This window comes from Priestia aryabhattai, assembly GCF_023715685.1.
GTDB lineage: Bacteria > Bacillota > Bacilli > Bacillales > Bacillaceae_H > Priestia > Priestia aryabhattai_B.
Genome location: NZ_JAMBOQ010000001.1, coordinates 1090182 through 1105584 on the forward strand (window position 1 = coordinate 1090182; position 15403 = coordinate 1105584).

Annotated in this window: 14 protein-coding genes and 1 riboswitch; of the genes, 2 read left to right on the plus strand and 12 right to left on the minus strand. The window is 39.1% G+C overall.

The window, feature by feature from the left end; translation table 11 throughout:
- Positions 1 to 60: 60 nt before the first annotated feature.
- The 4 genes from M3225_RS05660 to M3225_RS05675 all read right to left on the minus strand — a co-directional run bounded on the left by M3225_RS05660 (position 61) and on the right by M3225_RS05675 (position 3776).
- Positions 61 to 510 carry an acyl-CoA thioesterase gene (locus M3225_RS05660; RefSeq protein ID WP_251391608.1) on the minus strand — a complete coding sequence of 150 codons (450 nt, stop codon included), beginning with the start codon at positions 508 to 510 and terminating at the stop codon, positions 61 to 63.
- Between the two features lie 63 nt (positions 511 to 573).
- Entirely contained in the window at positions 574 to 1347 is a 774-nt protein-coding gene (sdhB, locus tag M3225_RS05665) for a succinate dehydrogenase iron-sulfur subunit (protein ID WP_013059398.1), read from the minus strand.
- Positions 1348 to 1350: 3 nt separating this feature from the next.
- Positions 1351 to 3138, minus strand: a complete 1788-nt coding sequence (sdhA, locus tag M3225_RS05670; protein ID WP_195781774.1) for a succinate dehydrogenase flavoprotein subunit — start codon at positions 3136 to 3138, stop codon at positions 1351 to 1353.
- A gap of 29 nt (positions 3139 to 3167) precedes the next feature.
- Positions 3168 to 3776, minus strand: a complete 609-nt coding sequence (locus M3225_RS05675) for a succinate dehydrogenase cytochrome b558 subunit (RefSeq protein ID WP_057245013.1) — start codon at positions 3774 to 3776, stop codon at positions 3168 to 3170.
- A gap of 489 nt (positions 3777 to 4265) precedes the next feature.
- Between M3225_RS05675 and M3225_RS05680 the strand changes: the two genes are divergently transcribed.
- Complete coding sequence (locus M3225_RS05680; RefSeq protein ID WP_251391609.1) at positions 4266 to 4793, plus strand: YslB family protein; 528 nt, start codon at positions 4266 to 4268, stop codon at positions 4791 to 4793.
- Between the two features lie 51 nt (positions 4794 to 4844).
- Here the strand turns inward: M3225_RS05680 and M3225_RS05685 are convergent, their stop codons facing one another.
- From M3225_RS05685 to M3225_RS05720, 8 genes are all read right to left on the minus strand, one after another.
- Positions 4845 to 6077, minus strand: coding sequence for an aspartate kinase (locus M3225_RS05685; protein ID WP_251391610.1), 1233 nt, complete (start codon positions 6075 to 6077; stop codon positions 4845 to 4847).
- A 141-nt stretch (positions 6078 to 6218) separates the two neighbouring features.
- Positions 6219 to 6396: riboswitch (Lysine riboswitch) on the minus strand.
- A 65-nt stretch (positions 6397 to 6461) separates the two neighbouring features.
- A complete protein-coding gene (gene uvrC / locus M3225_RS05690; RefSeq protein WP_251391611.1) occupies positions 6462 to 8228 on the minus strand; it encodes an excinuclease ABC subunit UvrC in 1767 nt (588 codons plus the stop codon).
- Positions 8229 to 8452: 224 nt separating this feature from the next.
- Complete coding sequence (gene trxA / locus M3225_RS05695) at positions 8453 to 8767, minus strand: thioredoxin (RefSeq protein WP_013059404.1); 315 nt, start codon at positions 8765 to 8767, stop codon at positions 8453 to 8455.
- A 197-nt stretch (positions 8768 to 8964) separates the two neighbouring features.
- A complete protein-coding gene (locus M3225_RS05700) occupies positions 8965 to 9945 on the minus strand; it encodes an electron transfer flavoprotein subunit alpha/FixB family protein (protein WP_251391612.1) in 981 nt (326 codons plus the stop codon).
- A 33-nt stretch (positions 9946 to 9978) separates the two neighbouring features.
- Positions 9979 to 10752, minus strand: a complete 774-nt coding sequence (locus tag M3225_RS05705; RefSeq protein WP_251391613.1) for an electron transfer flavoprotein subunit beta/FixA family protein — start codon at positions 10750 to 10752, stop codon at positions 9979 to 9981.
- 18 nt (positions 10753 to 10770) lie between these two features.
- Positions 10771 to 11544, minus strand: coding sequence for an enoyl-CoA hydratase (locus tag M3225_RS05710; protein WP_251391614.1), 774 nt, complete (start codon positions 11542 to 11544; stop codon positions 10771 to 10773).
- Between the two features lie 79 nt (positions 11545 to 11623).
- Positions 11624 to 12208, minus strand: a complete 585-nt coding sequence (locus M3225_RS05715; protein ID WP_013059408.1) for a TetR/AcrR family transcriptional regulator — start codon at positions 12206 to 12208, stop codon at positions 11624 to 11626.
- A 112-nt stretch (positions 12209 to 12320) separates the two neighbouring features.
- Positions 12321 to 14012, minus strand: coding sequence for an AMP-binding protein (locus M3225_RS05720; protein WP_251391616.1), 1692 nt, complete (start codon positions 14010 to 14012; stop codon positions 12321 to 12323).
- Positions 14013 to 14229: 217 nt separating this feature from the next.
- Between M3225_RS05720 and M3225_RS05725 the strand changes: the two genes are divergently transcribed.
- On the plus strand, positions 14230 to 15336 hold the full coding sequence (locus M3225_RS05725; protein WP_251391618.1) for a 5-methyltetrahydropteroyltriglutamate--homocysteine S-methyltransferase: 1107 nt from the start codon (positions 14230 to 14232) through the stop codon (positions 15334 to 15336).
- The last annotated feature ends 67 nt before the right edge of the window (positions 15337 to 15403 follow it).

Consider the following 15403-nt stretch of genomic DNA (forward strand, 5'->3'; position numbering starts at 1 on the left):
AAACTCTTTTTCACCTTTAAAAAAGAAAAAAAGCCTGAAGAAAGAGCCTTCAAGCCATTTTCATATATTCGATAAACACCTTTTCATCTCTTCATTCCAAGGCACACTTTTTCCTGTTTCTTTAGAAATTTGCACCATTGTTCCTCTCCCCGTGAGTACAACCTCTCTTTGCTCATTTTGAACCATATAGTGTAAATCAACCGAAGAACGTCCGATTCTATGAGCTTTTACAAAAACAGATAGCATGTCGCCAAAATACACTTGTTTCACATAATCGCACTGCAAATCAGCCACCACCGGTATCGTTCCCTCATGCTCACTCGTCCACTTTTGCATAAAGCCAATATGGTGAAAGAATTCAGTACGTATCTGTTCAAAATAAACAAAAGGAACCGTATTATTTAAATGCCCAAACATATCTGTTTCCGAAAATCTTACCTTGATTTTCTGCTTAAACGAAAATGACTCTTTCCAGTGATCCATGTCCTCAATATACGAAATATTATTCATCTGTAATTCCTCCGTTCGTCATAGACAAAATAAAACCTCTCCGCGTGGAGAGGTTTTGAGTGATTATACTTGATCGCTACCAAAGAAACTTCTGAATGCTTGAATTGTTGTGTCGCGGTTCAAGGCTGCGATTGAAGTAGTCAATGGAATTCCTTTCGGACATGATTGAACGCAGTTTTGAGAGTTCCCACAGTTCGCTAGCCCTCCGTCACCCATAATAGTCTCTAAACGTTCTCCTTTATTTAACGCACCCGTTGGATGGGCATTAAACAAGCGAACTTGAGAAAGCGGTGCTGGACCGATGAAGTTTGACTTGTCGTTTACGTTTGGACAAGCTTCTAAGCAAACGCCGCATGTCATACACTTGGATAACTCATATGCCCACTGACGTTTCTTTTCTGGCATACGCGGTCCTGGTCCTAAATCGTATGTGCCATCGATTGGAACCCATGCTTTTACTTTTTTTAGTGAATCAAACATACGGCTGCGGTCTACCTGCAAATCACGAACAACAGGGAATGTTTTCATTGGCTGCAAGCGAATCGGCTGTTCTAGTTTATCAACAAGAGCTGTACATGACTGACGAGGTTTACCGTTGATAACCATTGAACAGGCTCCGCATACTTCCTCTAAACAGTTCATTTCCCAGTTTATCGGAGCAACCTCTTTACCTGAAGCATCAACAGGGTTACGTCTAATTTCCATCAGTGCTGAAATAACGTTCATATTCGGACGATACGGAATTTCAAACTCCTGATTGTAAGGAGCAGATTCAGCTGAATCTTGACGTGTAATAATGAAGCGCACTGTCTTTTGGACTGTTTGTTGTTCACTCATTGATTAACGAACCCCCTCTTGTTGTTTTTTGGGTTTTTCATCTTTTTTCTTTGTGTAGTCGCGCTTACGCGGTTTGATTAACGATACGTCTACCTCTTCATAATGGAAAGAAGGAGCCGTTTTCTTATCAACGAAAGATGCCATTGTTGTTTTTAAGAATTCTTCATCGTTACGATCTGGGAAATCCGGCTTATAATGAGCACCGCGACTCTCGTTACGGTTGTAAGCTCCTAGCGTTACAACACGTGAAAGCTGAAGCATGTTTTGCAGCTGACGAGTAAATGTTGCCGCTTGATTACTCCATTTGGCCGTGTCATTAATGTTAATACGATCATAACGTTCAATTAACTCTTGAATCTTTTCATCTGTTTTTAACAGTTTGTCATTGTATCGTACGACTGTCACGTTGTCAGTCATCCATTCCCCTAGCTCTTTATGAAGAACGTATGCATTTTCTGTACCTTGAAGATTCATGATATTGTTCCATTTCTCTTCTTCTTCTTTCACATGACGATCATATACGCTTGAAGAAATAGCATCTGCGCTCTTTTCTAAACCATTGATATATTCAACAGCTTTAGGACCCGCAACCATACCACCATAAATAGCTGATAATAATGAGTTTGCCCCTAAACGGTTCGCTCCGTGCTGTGAATAATCACACTCACCAGCTGCGAATAAGCCAGGAATATTTGTCATTTGATCGTAATCCACCCATAAACCGCCCATTGAATAGTGTACGGCTGGGAAAATTTTCATTGGTACCTTGCGTGGATCATCACCCATGAATTTTTCATAGATTTCAATGATACCTCCAAGTTTAATGTCTAGCTCTTTTGGATCTTTATGTGAAAGGTCAAGATAAACCATGTTCTCTCCGTTAATTCCTAACTTCTGCGCTACGCAGACGTCGAAAATTTCACGAGTTGCAATATCACGAGGTACCAAGTTACCGTATGCCGGATATTTTTCCTCTAAGAAATACCAAGGTTTACCGTCTTTATATGTCCAAACGCGTCCGCCTTCTCCCCGAGCAGATTCACTCATAAGACGAAGCTTGTCATCTCCCGGAATAGCAGTTGGATGAATTTGAATAAACTCTCCGTTTGAATAGTATGCACCTTGCTGATATACAATAGAGGCTGCTGAACCTGTATTAATAACCGAGTTTGTTGATTTTCCAAAGACAATCCCAGGTCCACCTGTAGCCATAATAACTGCATCAGCAGGGAACGTTTTGATTTCCATTGATTTTAAATTCTGTGCTGAAATTCCGCGACAGGTACGATCATCATCCAGTACAGCGCCTAGGAATTCCCATCCTTCGTACTTTGTCACAAGTCCGGCAACTTCATAACGGCGAACCTGTTCATCTAATGCGTATAGTAATTGTTGACCCGTTGTTGCTCCAGCAAAAGCCGTACGGTGATGCTGCGTACCGCCAAATCGTCTGAAGTCTAACAAACCCTCAGGAGTACGGTTAAACATAACACCCATGCGGTCAAGTAAGTGAATAATACCAGGAGCTGCTTCACACATTGCTTTTACAGGTGGCTGGTTGGCTAAAAAGTCGCCGCCATACACTGTGTCATCAAAGTGTTCCCATGGTGAATCCCCTTCACCTTTTGTATTTACGGCTCCGTTAATTCCACCTTGCGCGCAAACTGAGTGAGATCTTTTTACCGGAACTAGTGAAAATAAATCTACTTGCTTGCCAGACTCAGCAATTTTTATTGTTGCCATCAAGCCAGCTAAACCGCCACCGACTACGATGATTTTTCCGTTACTCATCGGAACCCCACTCCTTCGAAACCTTAATTTTATGCAAATGCGAATAATGTACGAACACCTACGAATGTAAGTGCTAAGAAGATTGCTAATGTCACATAAGTTGAAATTCTTTGAGAACGTGGTGTTACAGTTAACCCCCAGCTAACGCCAAATGACCATAGACCGTTTGCAAAGTGGAAGATTGTAGATACAACACCAACTATGTAGAATGCAAGCATTGCCGGGTTGCTTAAAATTTGTTCCATCATTTGAAAATCTACTTCTTTTCCAAGCGCAGCTTGTATTCTGGTTTCCCATACGTGCCATGTGATGAAGATAAGTGTGATTACACCTGAAACACGCTGAAGGATAAACATCCAGTTACGGAAAAATCCATAGTTGTTAACGTTTGTTTTAGCAGTGAATGCGATGTAAAGACCGTATATTGCGTGAAAAACGATTGGTAAGAAAATAATGAAAATTTCTAGAGCATAGCGGAAAGGTAAGCTCTCCATGAAGTGAGCTGCTTGATTAAATGATTCTTCTCCCTTTGTCGCGAAATGATTCACAACTAAATGCTGTGTTAAGAAAATCCCGATTGGTATTACTCCAAGTAATGAATGGATTCTCCGATATTGAAACTCTCTGTTTGCCGCCATCTGCGTAGACCCCCCTTAGTTAAATGAACATAGTTTGTGAAGAACTTTCTTACTCCCACTAGACAAATAGATTAATCGTGAATACAGGAAATGAAAACCTTTGCATTTCCTAATAAAGTATGTGACAGGTTAATTTTACTCCCATCGATTAAGAGCGTCAAGGCAAGATATTTAAATCTTCTATAAAATATAAATTTATAAAATTTTAAATTTGTTAACGCTTACTACATTGATGTTAAAGATTTTTTCTTTCTATTATATTATTGCTTGCCACAATTAAGTAAGCGTTTACTTTATGCTTTTATTGTAAACAAGTTCACAAAACATTTACACAGGTAAAAGTACCCTTTTAAAAGGAGTTTTATGGTTTTTTCATCTTTACATATAACTCTTTTTACCATAATAAAGATCCTCTTACAATTTATCAAAAAAATGCGTGAGAGGTTTTTTAGATTTGTATATAATAGTAGTAAAGAAAGAGGGGAAAGCATGAGCAATTTACAAACAGAATCACAGCAAGAACTTGAAGAGACGATGGAAACATCAGAACCTAATGTCGCAGCTGAAACAGGGAGAGCTCTTGATCACGTTCCATATTTCGGATACAGCCTTTTGCGCGACGTTTTAATTCCAGAGCTTCTTGGAGACGAAACGAATACGATCTCATACTGGGCAGGAAAACACCTTGCGCGTAAATATCCATTAAATACAATGGATGAAATCATCGCTTTTTTTAAAGCAGCCTCCTGGGGAACACTGACGCTTGCAAAAAAAGATAAATACTCATTAGAGCTTGAATTATCAGGTGATGTAGTCAGCAAAAGATTTCAGCAGGAAACTTGTTCGTTTCATCTTGAGTCAGGATTTGTAGCCGAACAGATTCAGCGGCAAAACAACTGCCTAACAGAAGCCTATTTAACGCCTAAAGAAAAGAACGGAAAAGTGCTGATTTCCGTGCAGTGGGATCGAAAAGATATCTTACCTACCGAAACACGTGCGGAGCGTTATAAAAAGTAAGAAATACTTATATATAAAAGACGTGGAGATACCACGTCTTTTTTCTATTCTTTATACTTGCACTGCTTGCTGCTCTTCTAGTTCAAATGCTACGTGAAGCGTCTCAACAGCTTTTACCATATCAGCATGCGGTACAACTGTAGATACTTTAATTTCAGACGTGCTGACCATCTTCACTTCAATTTTCTCTCCTGCCAGTACTTCAAACATTTCGGCTGCAACACCTGGATTAGAAATCATACCGGATCCGACAATTGATACTTTAGCCAGGCTGCTTTCATGTTCAATACGCGTATATCCTAAAGTAGATTTATACTCTTTTAAGACAGCAAGAGCAGCTTCTACGTCTACGGTTTTAATAGAAAATGAGATGGATAGACGATTATTAGCCGTTACGTTTTGAATAATAATATCCACATTTAACTGTTCTTTTGCTAATGCTGTAAAAATAGTAGAAAGAGTTTGTAACTCGTTGTTTAACCCTTCAATTGTCACCCGTGAAATATTATCTTCAAACGCAATTCCTCTTACGACTAAGTTTTGTTCCATTGAAACTTCCTCCTCAACAATCGTTCCATTCTCGTTTTCTAAGCTTGAGCGTACTTCTAGCGGTACCTGATAATTTTTTGCAAACTCAACAGCACGCGGATGCAGCACCCCTGCTCCCAAATTGGCTAATTCTAACATTTCGTCATATGAAATAGAGTGAAGCTTACGAGCATCTTCTACATAGCGCGGATCTGTCGTAAACACTCCTGTTACATCTGTATAAATATCACATTTTGCAGCTTTTAGTGCCGCGGCAAGAGCTACTGCCGTCGTGTCAGAGCCGCCTCGACCTAATGTTGTAATGCTTCCATCTTCTGAACAGCCTTGGAATCCAGCTACTACTACGATTCGTCCGCTATCTAACTGACGTTGAATACGAGTCGTGTCAATGTGCTGGATTCGTGCATTGCTGTGAACTGCTTCCGTCTGGATGCCAGCTTGCCAACCTGTTAGCGAAGTTGCTTCATACCCTTTGCATTGAAGAGCCATCGTTAACAGTGAAATCGTCACTTGTTCTCCAGTTGTAAGAAGCATATCCATTTCGCGTTTGCTTGGACTGTCCGTAATATCACTTGCTAATTTCACCAGTGCATCTGTGGTTTTGCCCATTGCGGATACAACAACGACTACTTGGTTACCGCGCTCTGCTTCTTGAATAACACGGTTTGCTACATGTTGAATACGTTCAACAGAACCAACAGATGTTCCACCAAATTTTTGAACGATTAATGCCATAATTTTGTTCATTCCTTTTCAATAAATTTGCATATGCAGGATGATGAGAAGCTAAATTTTTTTACTCAGACAATAAAAAAAGCAATGAGATGAGCTCTCATTGCTTAACGAACGAAAATTATAAAACATAACCGTCCACTGCCGTGAGATAGCTCTCCAAGAATCTACATCTTGACAATCCTACGTTTATTCAACGCAGAACCAGCAATCATTACTATGAGGTAATGTTCACTTCGGCAAATTTCCCTTTCCGCATCATTCATAAGGGCTCATACCCTTCCTGATACGTACTGATTAAATTTGCACCTCTATCTTCACTTCATTTGATGAAGTGTCGTATGAAATTAGTTAATAGCTTATCAAACATTTTCTATTATTTCAAGACTATTTTTGCAATGTTTCATAAATTTTTTCAGCGATGTTTTGAGGAACACCTGAATTTCGAATATCTTCAACCGTTGCTTCTTTCAATTTTTTCACGGAACCAAAATGCTTTAACAAAGCTTTTTTACGCTTTTCTCCCACTCCTGGAATGTTGTCCAGAACGGACTGAAAAGCGGACTTAGAGCGCACTTGACGGTGGAAGGTAATCGCAAAGCGGTGAACTTCATCTTGAATTCGCTGAAGCAAATAAAATTCTTGACTATTGCGTTCAAGCGGTATGATTTGAGGAGGCTCACCAATCATCAGATTGGAGGTTCTGTGCTTATCATCTTTGACAAGACCTGCTGTAGGCACTAAAAGTCCCAATTCGTTTTCGAGAACGTCCTGCACCGCAGCTAAATGCCCTTTGCCTCCATCTACGACAATTAAATCTGGAAGCGGAAGACCTTCTTTTAACGCTCTGGAATACCGTCTGCGAACTACTTCTTTCATGGAACTGTAATCATCTGGTCCCTGTACGGTCTTAATTTTATATTTGCGATATTCTTTCTTTTCCGGTTTCCCATCAACAAAAACAATCATCGCAGAAACTGGATCTGTCCCTTGAATATTTGAGTTATCAAATGCTTCAATCCGATAAGGAGCGGCAATTCCAAGCTCTTCTCCTAACCGTTCAACTGCGCCAACCGTGCGCTCTTCATCTCGTTCAATTAAATAGAATTTTTCACCGAGCGCAATTTTTGCATTTTTGCACGCAAGCTCTACTAATTCTTTCTTTTTGCCTCGCTTTGGATGCTGAACCTCTACTTCTACTAATTTCTCAGCTAACTCTGCATCAATCGTTGCTGGAACCATCACTTCTTTTGGCTTAATATTTTTGGCATAAAACTGACCGATAAAAGTTAAGAAATCTTCTTCTGGCTCTTTATAAAAAGGAAACATAGAAACTTCTCGCTCAATTAATTTCCCTTGGCGAATAAAGAAAACTTGAACACACATCCAGCCTTTATCATAAGAGTAGCCAAACACATCTCGATTAACAAAATCATTAAACGTTACTTTTTGCTTTTCCATTGTCGCTTCGATATGAGCAATTTGATCTCGATATTCTTTAGCCCGTTCAAAGTCAAGTTCTTCTGAAGCTTTTAACATTTTTTCGGTTAACTCTGTTTTGACATGCTCATATCCACCATTTAAAAACCGCGTGATATTTTCAATAATTTGTTTGTTTTGCTCTTCTTTTACTTCTTTTACGCAAGGAGCTAGACATTGTCCGATATGGTAATACAAACAAGGCCTGTCTGGCATGGTGGAGCACTTTCTTAATGGATAAATGCGATCAAGAAGCCGCTTTGTTTCATTTGCAGCTTGAACGTTAGGGTAAGGACCGAAGTATTTTCCTTTATCTTTTTTTATTTTTCTTGTAATAACAAGTCGGGGCTGTTTTTCAGCTGTAATCTTAATAAAGGGATAACCCTTATCATCTTTAAGCATGATATTGTATTTTGGATCATGCTTTTTAATTAAATTCATTTCTAAAATAAGCGCTTCTAAATTAGAAGATGTGACGATATATTCAAAATCGACAATGTCGTTTACAAGTCGAAGCGTCTTTCCGTCATGAGATCCGGTAAAGTAGGAGCGTACTCGATTTTTTAATACTTTTGCTTTTCCTACGTAAATGACCGTTCCATATTTATCTTTCATCAAGTAACAGCCGGGCTGATCCGGTAAAATAGCCAGCTTTTCTTTTAAATAATCGTTCATACTTTTCTCCTTCCTCTTCTCTTACTCTATCCATCTATACAATCGCTTATGAAGCGTAACCTACATTCTTTCTTGCCTTACAATACATGCACATAAGCCGGATTTATGACGGTGTTCCTTACATCTAGTATAAAACAAACGAACGCATATTCGCTAAATAAAAGTATTCCCAAAAGAGAAAAAGTGGAGAAAAAGAAAAAACCTAGCCTGAGCTAGGTTTTGACTTACGCGTGTTTATTAATTAATTCTGTTAATGCTTCTTTTGGTTGGAAACCAACTACTTGGTCAACTTTCTCTCCATCTTTGAATAATACTAAAGTTGGGATACTCATAACACCAAATTTTCCAGCTGTTTCTTGATTTTCATCAACGTCTACTTTCACGATTTTAACTTTATCGTTAAGTTCGCCATCAATTTCTTCAAGAACTGGAGCAATCATTTTACAAGGTCCACACCATGGTGCCCAAAAGTCAACAAGCACTAGGCCTGATTTAATTTCATCTGTAAAGTTTTTATCTGTAGCATGTGCAATAGCCATTTTAATTCCTCCTAAATATATGCAATATCCAAATTCTACTCACAGTATATCACCTTCAAATAAGGTTTGCTAACTTTTTGCTTACATTTATACTGTTTATTCTCCGCTCTAGTTTGTACAATTTGCCTAAAAACATGCGTAGAAAATTTCTTTTTCCATGTAAAAAAAGCCCTTTTAAATAAAAGGACTTTTACTATTTATGCAGACTGTACTTTCATCTTTTTGAATTCTTCTGTTAGAAGGGGTACTACTTCAAATAAATCTCCAACGATTCCGTAATCAGCTACTTTAAAAATGTTCGCTTCAGGATCTTTATTGATTGCAACAATAATTTTTGAATTTGACATGCCGGCCAAATGCTGAATGGCACCTGAGATTCCGCAGGCAATGTATAAATCTGGTGTGACTACTTTGCCCGTCTGACCGATTTGAAGAGAATAGTCGCAGTAATCTGCATCGCACGCTCCGCGAGATGCCCCGACAGCTCCATTTAACACGTCCGCTAGTTCTTGGAGAGGTCCAAAACCTTCCGTGCTTTTTACACCTCGACCACCTGCAATCACAACTTTTGCTTCGGATAAATCAACCCCTTGTGTTGCTTTACGTACAACTTCTTTTACAACTGTACGCAGGTTTTTGATTTCAACATTTAAATCCTCTACATTGCCTGTACGTCCCTCATCTTTTGCAAGCGGTGAAATATTATTTGGACGAATCGTGACAAACGTAAAAGCATCGGTCATGATTTTCTTTTCAAATGCTTTACCAGAATAAATTGGGCGAGTGAAGACTACTTGATCCCCTCCAACTTCTACATCCGTAACATCGGAGATAAGTCCCTTGTCTAAGCGAGCTGCCAGTTTTGGCGCTAGATCTTTTCCAAGAGCCGTATGTCCAAATACGATAGCTTCAGGCTGTTCACTTTCAATGATGGCTAATAACGCCTGAGCATAACCATCCGATGTGTAAGCAACTAAATCTTCATGCTCCGTCACAACAACTTTATTCGCTCCGTACGCAATAAGCTCTTCACTTAAAGCTTTTACGTCCTTTCCTACTAATGCTGCAACAATTTCTCCGCCGTCAGCTACAGTAGACGCTGCGGAAATCGCTTCAAACGATACGTTTCGTAATCCCCCATCACGTGCTTCTCCTAGAACTAACACTTTGCGTCCCATTACAATACCCCCATTGTTTTGACTTTTGACTTATTAAATGACTTTTGCTTCCTTATGCAGTAAATTTACCAGTTCTGTTACTTGATCTTTTATCTCCCCTTGTAATACGCGCCCTGCGTCTTTTTTCGGAGGTAAATAAATTTCAATTGTCTTTGTTTTTGCTTCTACATCATCTTCATCTAAATCTAAATCGTCCAATTCCACTTCAACCAACGGTTTCTTCTTCGCTTTCATAATCCCTGGAAGAGATGGATAGCGAGGTTCATTAAGTCCCTGCTGAGCTGTTACTAAAAGAGGCAGCGACGTTTCAATAACCTCCGAATCACCTTCCACATCACGTACAACTGTCACTTTTTCACCTTCGATATCCAGTTTTGTAATGGTCGTAATATAAGGGATTTCTAACTGTTCTGCTACGCGCGGCCCCACTTGGCCAGAACCTCCGTCAATCGCTACGTTTCCTGCCAAAATTAAGTCAGGAGATTGTTCTTTTAAGTACTGTGCCAGCAGCCTAGAAGTCGTGTACTGATCACCATCTTCTATGTCATCTTCTGTGTTGATTAAAACCGCCTTATCTGCCCCCATAGCCAGAGCTGTTCGGAGTTCTTTTTCAGATTCTTCCCCTCCTACACTCACGACCGTAATCTCCCCGCCATGCTTTTCCTTTAGCTGAATAGCTTCTTCAACCGCATACTCATCGTAAGGATTAATAATAAATTCAGCTCCATCTTCAACAATTTGACCATTTTTTAGTGAAAGTTTCTCCTCTGTATCGAATGTTCTTTTTACTAACACATAAATATTCATTCAATTCCCCTCCTAAGCTTATTTTCCTAAAAATTTAGGCTGGCGCTTTTCAATAAAAGCGGCTACGCCTTCTTGAGCATCACGGCTTTTGAATACGCTTCCAAAAAGCTGCGCTTCTTTTTTGATGCCGCTGTAATAAGCATCTGTTTTTACATGCTGAAGCAGTTGCAATGTAGCTTTAACAGAGATTGGACTTTTTTTGGCAATTTTTCTAGCAAGTAAAAATGTTTCATTGATAAGCTGACTTTCTTCAAAAGCTTCGTTTGCTAATCCTAACTCCACTGCCTCGCTTCCGGATATTGGATCACTTGTCAGCATCATCTCACAAGCCTTATGAACCCCTACATAACGCGGCAATCGCTGAGTTCCTCCAAACCCTGGTATAATTCCTAACTGAAGCTCAGGCAAGCCCAGCTTAGCATTTTCCGTTACCAAACGGATATGGCAGCTCATAGCAAGCTCCAATCCTCCGCCTAAAGCAGCTCCATGAATAGCTGCAATAACTGGTTTTGGGTAATTTTCAATATACTCAAAGAGCTCTTGACCATTAACAGCAAGCTTCTCGTATTCTTTTTTCTGCTGAAGTGATGTGAACTCTTTTATATCAGCTCCAGCACAAAAGAATTTCCCTTCGCCTTTAATGACGATAACCCTTGTCTCTTTACTATCTTCTAAATGTTTTAAAACACTTGAAAGATCTTTTAATAAATCTTGAGACAAAGCGTTAGCAGGTTGTCTATTCAACGTAATGAAGCTTATTGCATCAACAGTTTCAACTTGGATAATCTCCATTTGTTTCCGCCACCCTTTCTTTCTATTTTCATTACCTTGCGCTTTTCCCCTCGCAAGGGAGCAGCAGGCTCACTTACGATTATGAGCCACTGCAGCCGTTTAACAGCAAGGAATGGACTTTATCCACCGATTCTATTAGACCATATCGATGATCGTTCATTACCCATGTTGTGACAGTTTCATCAATCGTTCCAAAAATCATCTGTCGCGCAAGACGAATATCTATATTTTCAGAAAACTCACCCGTTTCGATTCCTGTCTGCAAAATAGAATCAATGAGAGTCAGATAATCTTTTAATACATCGTTAATTTTCAATCTTAAATCTTTGTTGGATTGACGCAGTTCGAGCTGTGTCACTGTAGCTAAATGATGATCCTCCGCTAGAAACGAAAAATGCTTGTCAATTAATACATGAAGTTTTTCTGCCGCGGTTTCAATTCCCGCCAGTTCTTCATAAATTTTTTCTACAAATTGTCCCATCTTCTCTTGAAATAAGGAAATCAAGACATCTTCTTTGTTTTTAAAATATAAATATATAGTACCGTCTGCAACTCCAGCCTGCTTAGCAATTTTAGAAACCTGAGCATTGTGGTATCCGTTTTCTGCTATTACTACTACAGCTGCATCGATAATCTGCTTATACTTTGGCTTATTTCTTCTCAATCTTATACGCTCCTTTAAAATATGAATGATTATTCATTCATATCTTTATAATAAAGAAACCGCAAGTATCTGTCAATTATGTTTCAGCAAAAAAATCAAAGGCGACGATCGATTACGTCGCCTTTTTATGCTTTTCATTTTCTTCTTCAATCAGCGCTCGTCGCAGAATCTTACCGACCGCTGTTTTGGGAAGCTCATTTCGAAATTCATAAAGGCGCGGAACTTTATAAGCAGCTAAATACTTTCTAGAAAACTCATTTAACTCTTCTTCAGTACATCTTACACCATTTTTCAATACAATGTAAGCCTTCACTGTTTCTCCTCTATATGGGTCAGGAACACCTACCACTACTGCTTCTTGAATTTTTTCATGCTCATATAATACTTCTTCAACTTCTCGAGGATAGATATTATATCCCCCAGCGATAATAATATCTTTCTTTCGATCTACTACATAAAAATAACCTTTATCATCCATATAGCCAACATCACCTGTTAGCAACCATCCGTCTCGCATAACAGCCTCCGTTTCTTCAGGCTGCTTCCAATATCCTTTCATTACCTGAGGACCTTTAACCGCAATTTCTCCTACTTCGTTTACAGCAGCTTCTTTGCCTGTTTCAAACGAGAGAATTTTGGCATCCGTGTCTGGCCAAGGCACTCCAATGCTTCCTGGTATTCTCTCTTTCCAAAGAAAATTAGCATGAGTAACAGGAGAGGTTTCCGTTAAGCCGTATCCTTCCACTAGTTTACCTCCGCTGAGCTTTTCAAACTGCTCCTGCACTTCCACAGGAAGAGGAGCCGAACCGCTCATACATGAATCAATGGAAGATAGGTTGTATTTTGCTAAATCAGGATGGTTTAATAATGCGATGTAAATTGTCGGAGCACCTGGAAATAAAGTCGGCTGCTGCTTATGAATGGTTTTGAGCGTCGTTTTTGCATCAAATTTAGGCAGAAGAACCATCTCATAGTTTTGCAAAACCGATAGAACAAGAACCGTTGTTAAACCATACACATGAAAAAACGGGATAATTCCAAGCACCTTTTCTTCTCCATGCTTGCAGCGGTATAACCAACGTGAACACATCGTTGCATTGGCTACCAAATTTTTATGAGTAAGCATGACTCCTTTTGGAAAACCTGTTGTTCCCCCAGTGTATTGTAAAATCGCGATATCTTCGTCTGAAATTCCCTCGGCATTACTTACTGCTGGAGAGGATTCATTTATAATACGTTTAAATAAATGAGTAGTCTCCGTATGACTCACATCCACGCTTATCTTCTGCTGTTTGCGCTGAATAAATGGATAGAGTATGTTTTTGGGAAATGGGAGATAATCTTGAATAGAAGTGATGACTACGTGCTCTACTTTTGTTAACGCTTTCATTTTTACTACACGCGGATATAGCAAATCGAGTGCAATAATCATGATCGCTTCTGAATCATTAAGCTGATACTCTAACTCTCTTTCCGTATACAAAGGGTTTGTTTGAACGACTACTCCTCCGGCAAGAAGAACAGCATAAAAGGAAATGACAGCTTGAGGGCAATTTGGAAGCATAATGGCTACTCTATCCCCTTTTTTTAATCCCAGTTCAATAAGGTAAGATGACAGCTTCAGAGAATCTTGATGCAGCTGGGAAAACGTCATTTTTTTCCCTAAAAAATAGATTGCGTTTTTTTTAGGATCTTTTTGAACTGCTTCTTCAAAAAGCTGTGCTAAATTTTTTTGTTCATAATGAAGCGTAGCAGGTATTTCATCTGGATATTGAGAAAGCCATATCTTTTCGGTGGATTCCACACGTATCCTCTCCCTCAAAAAAATAAAAAATTAGAATTTTCTAATTAAAATTATAGTTCATTCTTTTTTTAGATGCAATCGTTATTAAATGTTCTCTTTCCTACCTAATCACCCTTTCATCCTGCAGCGTAATAAATAAAAATTGAATTTACCCCTATACATTATCGGAATTTTTTGTATATAATAAAAATTAGATTTTTTTAAGGAGCTGTATGAATTGACAACAACATTGACTAAAGGACCGTTCAAAGCAGATCACGTTGGAAGCTTTTTGCGTCCTGAACGTATCAAGCAAGCACGATTACAAGTAGAAAACGGGAAAATGACAAAAGAACAGCTTCGAGCAATTGAAGATAAAGAAATTAGTAAGCTCGTAGAAAAGCAAAAAAAAATTGGATTAAAAGCCGTAACAGACGGTGAGTTTCGCCGTGCGTGGTGGCACTTTGATTTTCTATCAGAACTTGTTGGCGTAGAACTTTACGAAGCAGAGTCGGGAATTCAGTTTCACGGGGTCCAAACAAAAGCTCACGGTATAAAAGTGACTGGGAAACTAGATTTTAATCACCACCCTATGATTGAAGATTATAAATTTCTACATCAAGCTGCAGGAGAAAAACACGTGGCTAAGTTCACCATTCCAAGTCCCAATATGCTGTTTTTCAGAGGGCATATTGAAGAGTCTGCTTACTCGGATATGGATGTATTTTTTGCTGATTTAGTTAAAACATATCAAAAAGCCATTCAAGCATTTTATGATGCCGGATGCCGCTATTTACAGTTAGATGATACTGCTTGGGCGGTCTTTTTCTCAGAAAAAGGACAAGAACAAATCGCGTCAAAAGGATTTACGCCCCAAGAATTACTGAAACGTTTTACGGATGCGATCAATGAATCCATTGCGCATAAGCCAGATGATATGGTCATTACAATGCATATTTGCAGAGGGAATTTCCAGTCCACTTATACAGCGAGCGGCGGATATGAAAATGCGTCAAAAGCTATTTTCAGTCAGTTAAACGTAGATGGACTATTTTTAGAATTTGATGATGAACGCTCAGGAGGGTTTGAACCACTTCGACATGTAAAGCGAGATGATCTCCAGATTGTCCTTGGCCTTATCACATCAAAATTTGGAGATTTAGAAGATTCTGAAGCAGTGAAAAAACGAATTGCTGAAGCGGCAGAATTTGTTTCTCTTGATCAAATTTGTTTGAGTCCGCAGTGCGGCTTTGCTTCTACGGAAGAAGGAAATTTACTAACAGAAGAGCAGCAGTGGGATAAAGTAAAGCACGTGATTTCAATTGCTGAAGACGTATGGAAGTAATCATTAAAAAAAGCTGGCCTTAAAGCAGGCCAGCTTTTTTGCTATCATCACAATGTTAGGAAAAGCT

Bases quoted from the DNA above. Each gene is read 5' to 3' on its own strand.
- M3225_RS05660 (WP_251391608.1), bottom strand. From the start codon at position 510: ATGAATAATATTTCGTATATTGAGGACATGGATCACTGGAAAGAGTCA.
- sdhB (WP_013059398.1), bottom strand. From the start codon at position 1,347: ATGAGTGAACAACAAACAGTCCAAAAGACAGTGCGCTTCATTATTACA.
- sdhA (WP_195781774.1), bottom strand. From the start codon at position 3,138: ATGAGTAACGGAAAAATCATCGTAGTCGGTGGCGGTTTAGCTGGCTTG.
- M3225_RS05675 (WP_057245013.1), bottom strand. From the start codon at position 3,776: ATGGCGGCAAACAGAGAGTTTCAATATCGGAGAATCCATTCATTACTT.
- M3225_RS05680 (WP_251391609.1), top strand. From the start codon at position 4,266: ATGAGCAATTTACAAACAGAATCACAGCAAGAACTTGAAGAGACGATG.
- M3225_RS05685 (WP_251391610.1), bottom strand. From the start codon at position 6,077: ATGGCATTAATCGTTCAAAAATTTGGTGGAACATCTGTTGGTTCTGTT.
- uvrC (WP_251391611.1), bottom strand. From the start codon at position 8,228: ATGAACGATTATTTAAAAGAAAAGCTGGCTATTTTACCGGATCAGCCC.
- trxA (WP_013059404.1), bottom strand. From the start codon at position 8,767: ATGGCTATTGCACATGCTACAGATAAAAACTTTACAGATGAAATTAAA.
- M3225_RS05700 (WP_251391612.1), bottom strand. From the start codon at position 9,945: ATGGGACGCAAAGTGTTAGTTCTAGGAGAAGCACGTGATGGGGGATTA.
- M3225_RS05705 (WP_251391613.1), bottom strand. From the start codon at position 10,752: ATGAATATTTATGTGTTAGTAAAAAGAACATTCGATACAGAGGAGAAA.
- M3225_RS05710 (WP_251391614.1), bottom strand. From the start codon at position 11,544: ATGGAGATTATCCAAGTTGAAACTGTTGATGCAATAAGCTTCATTACG.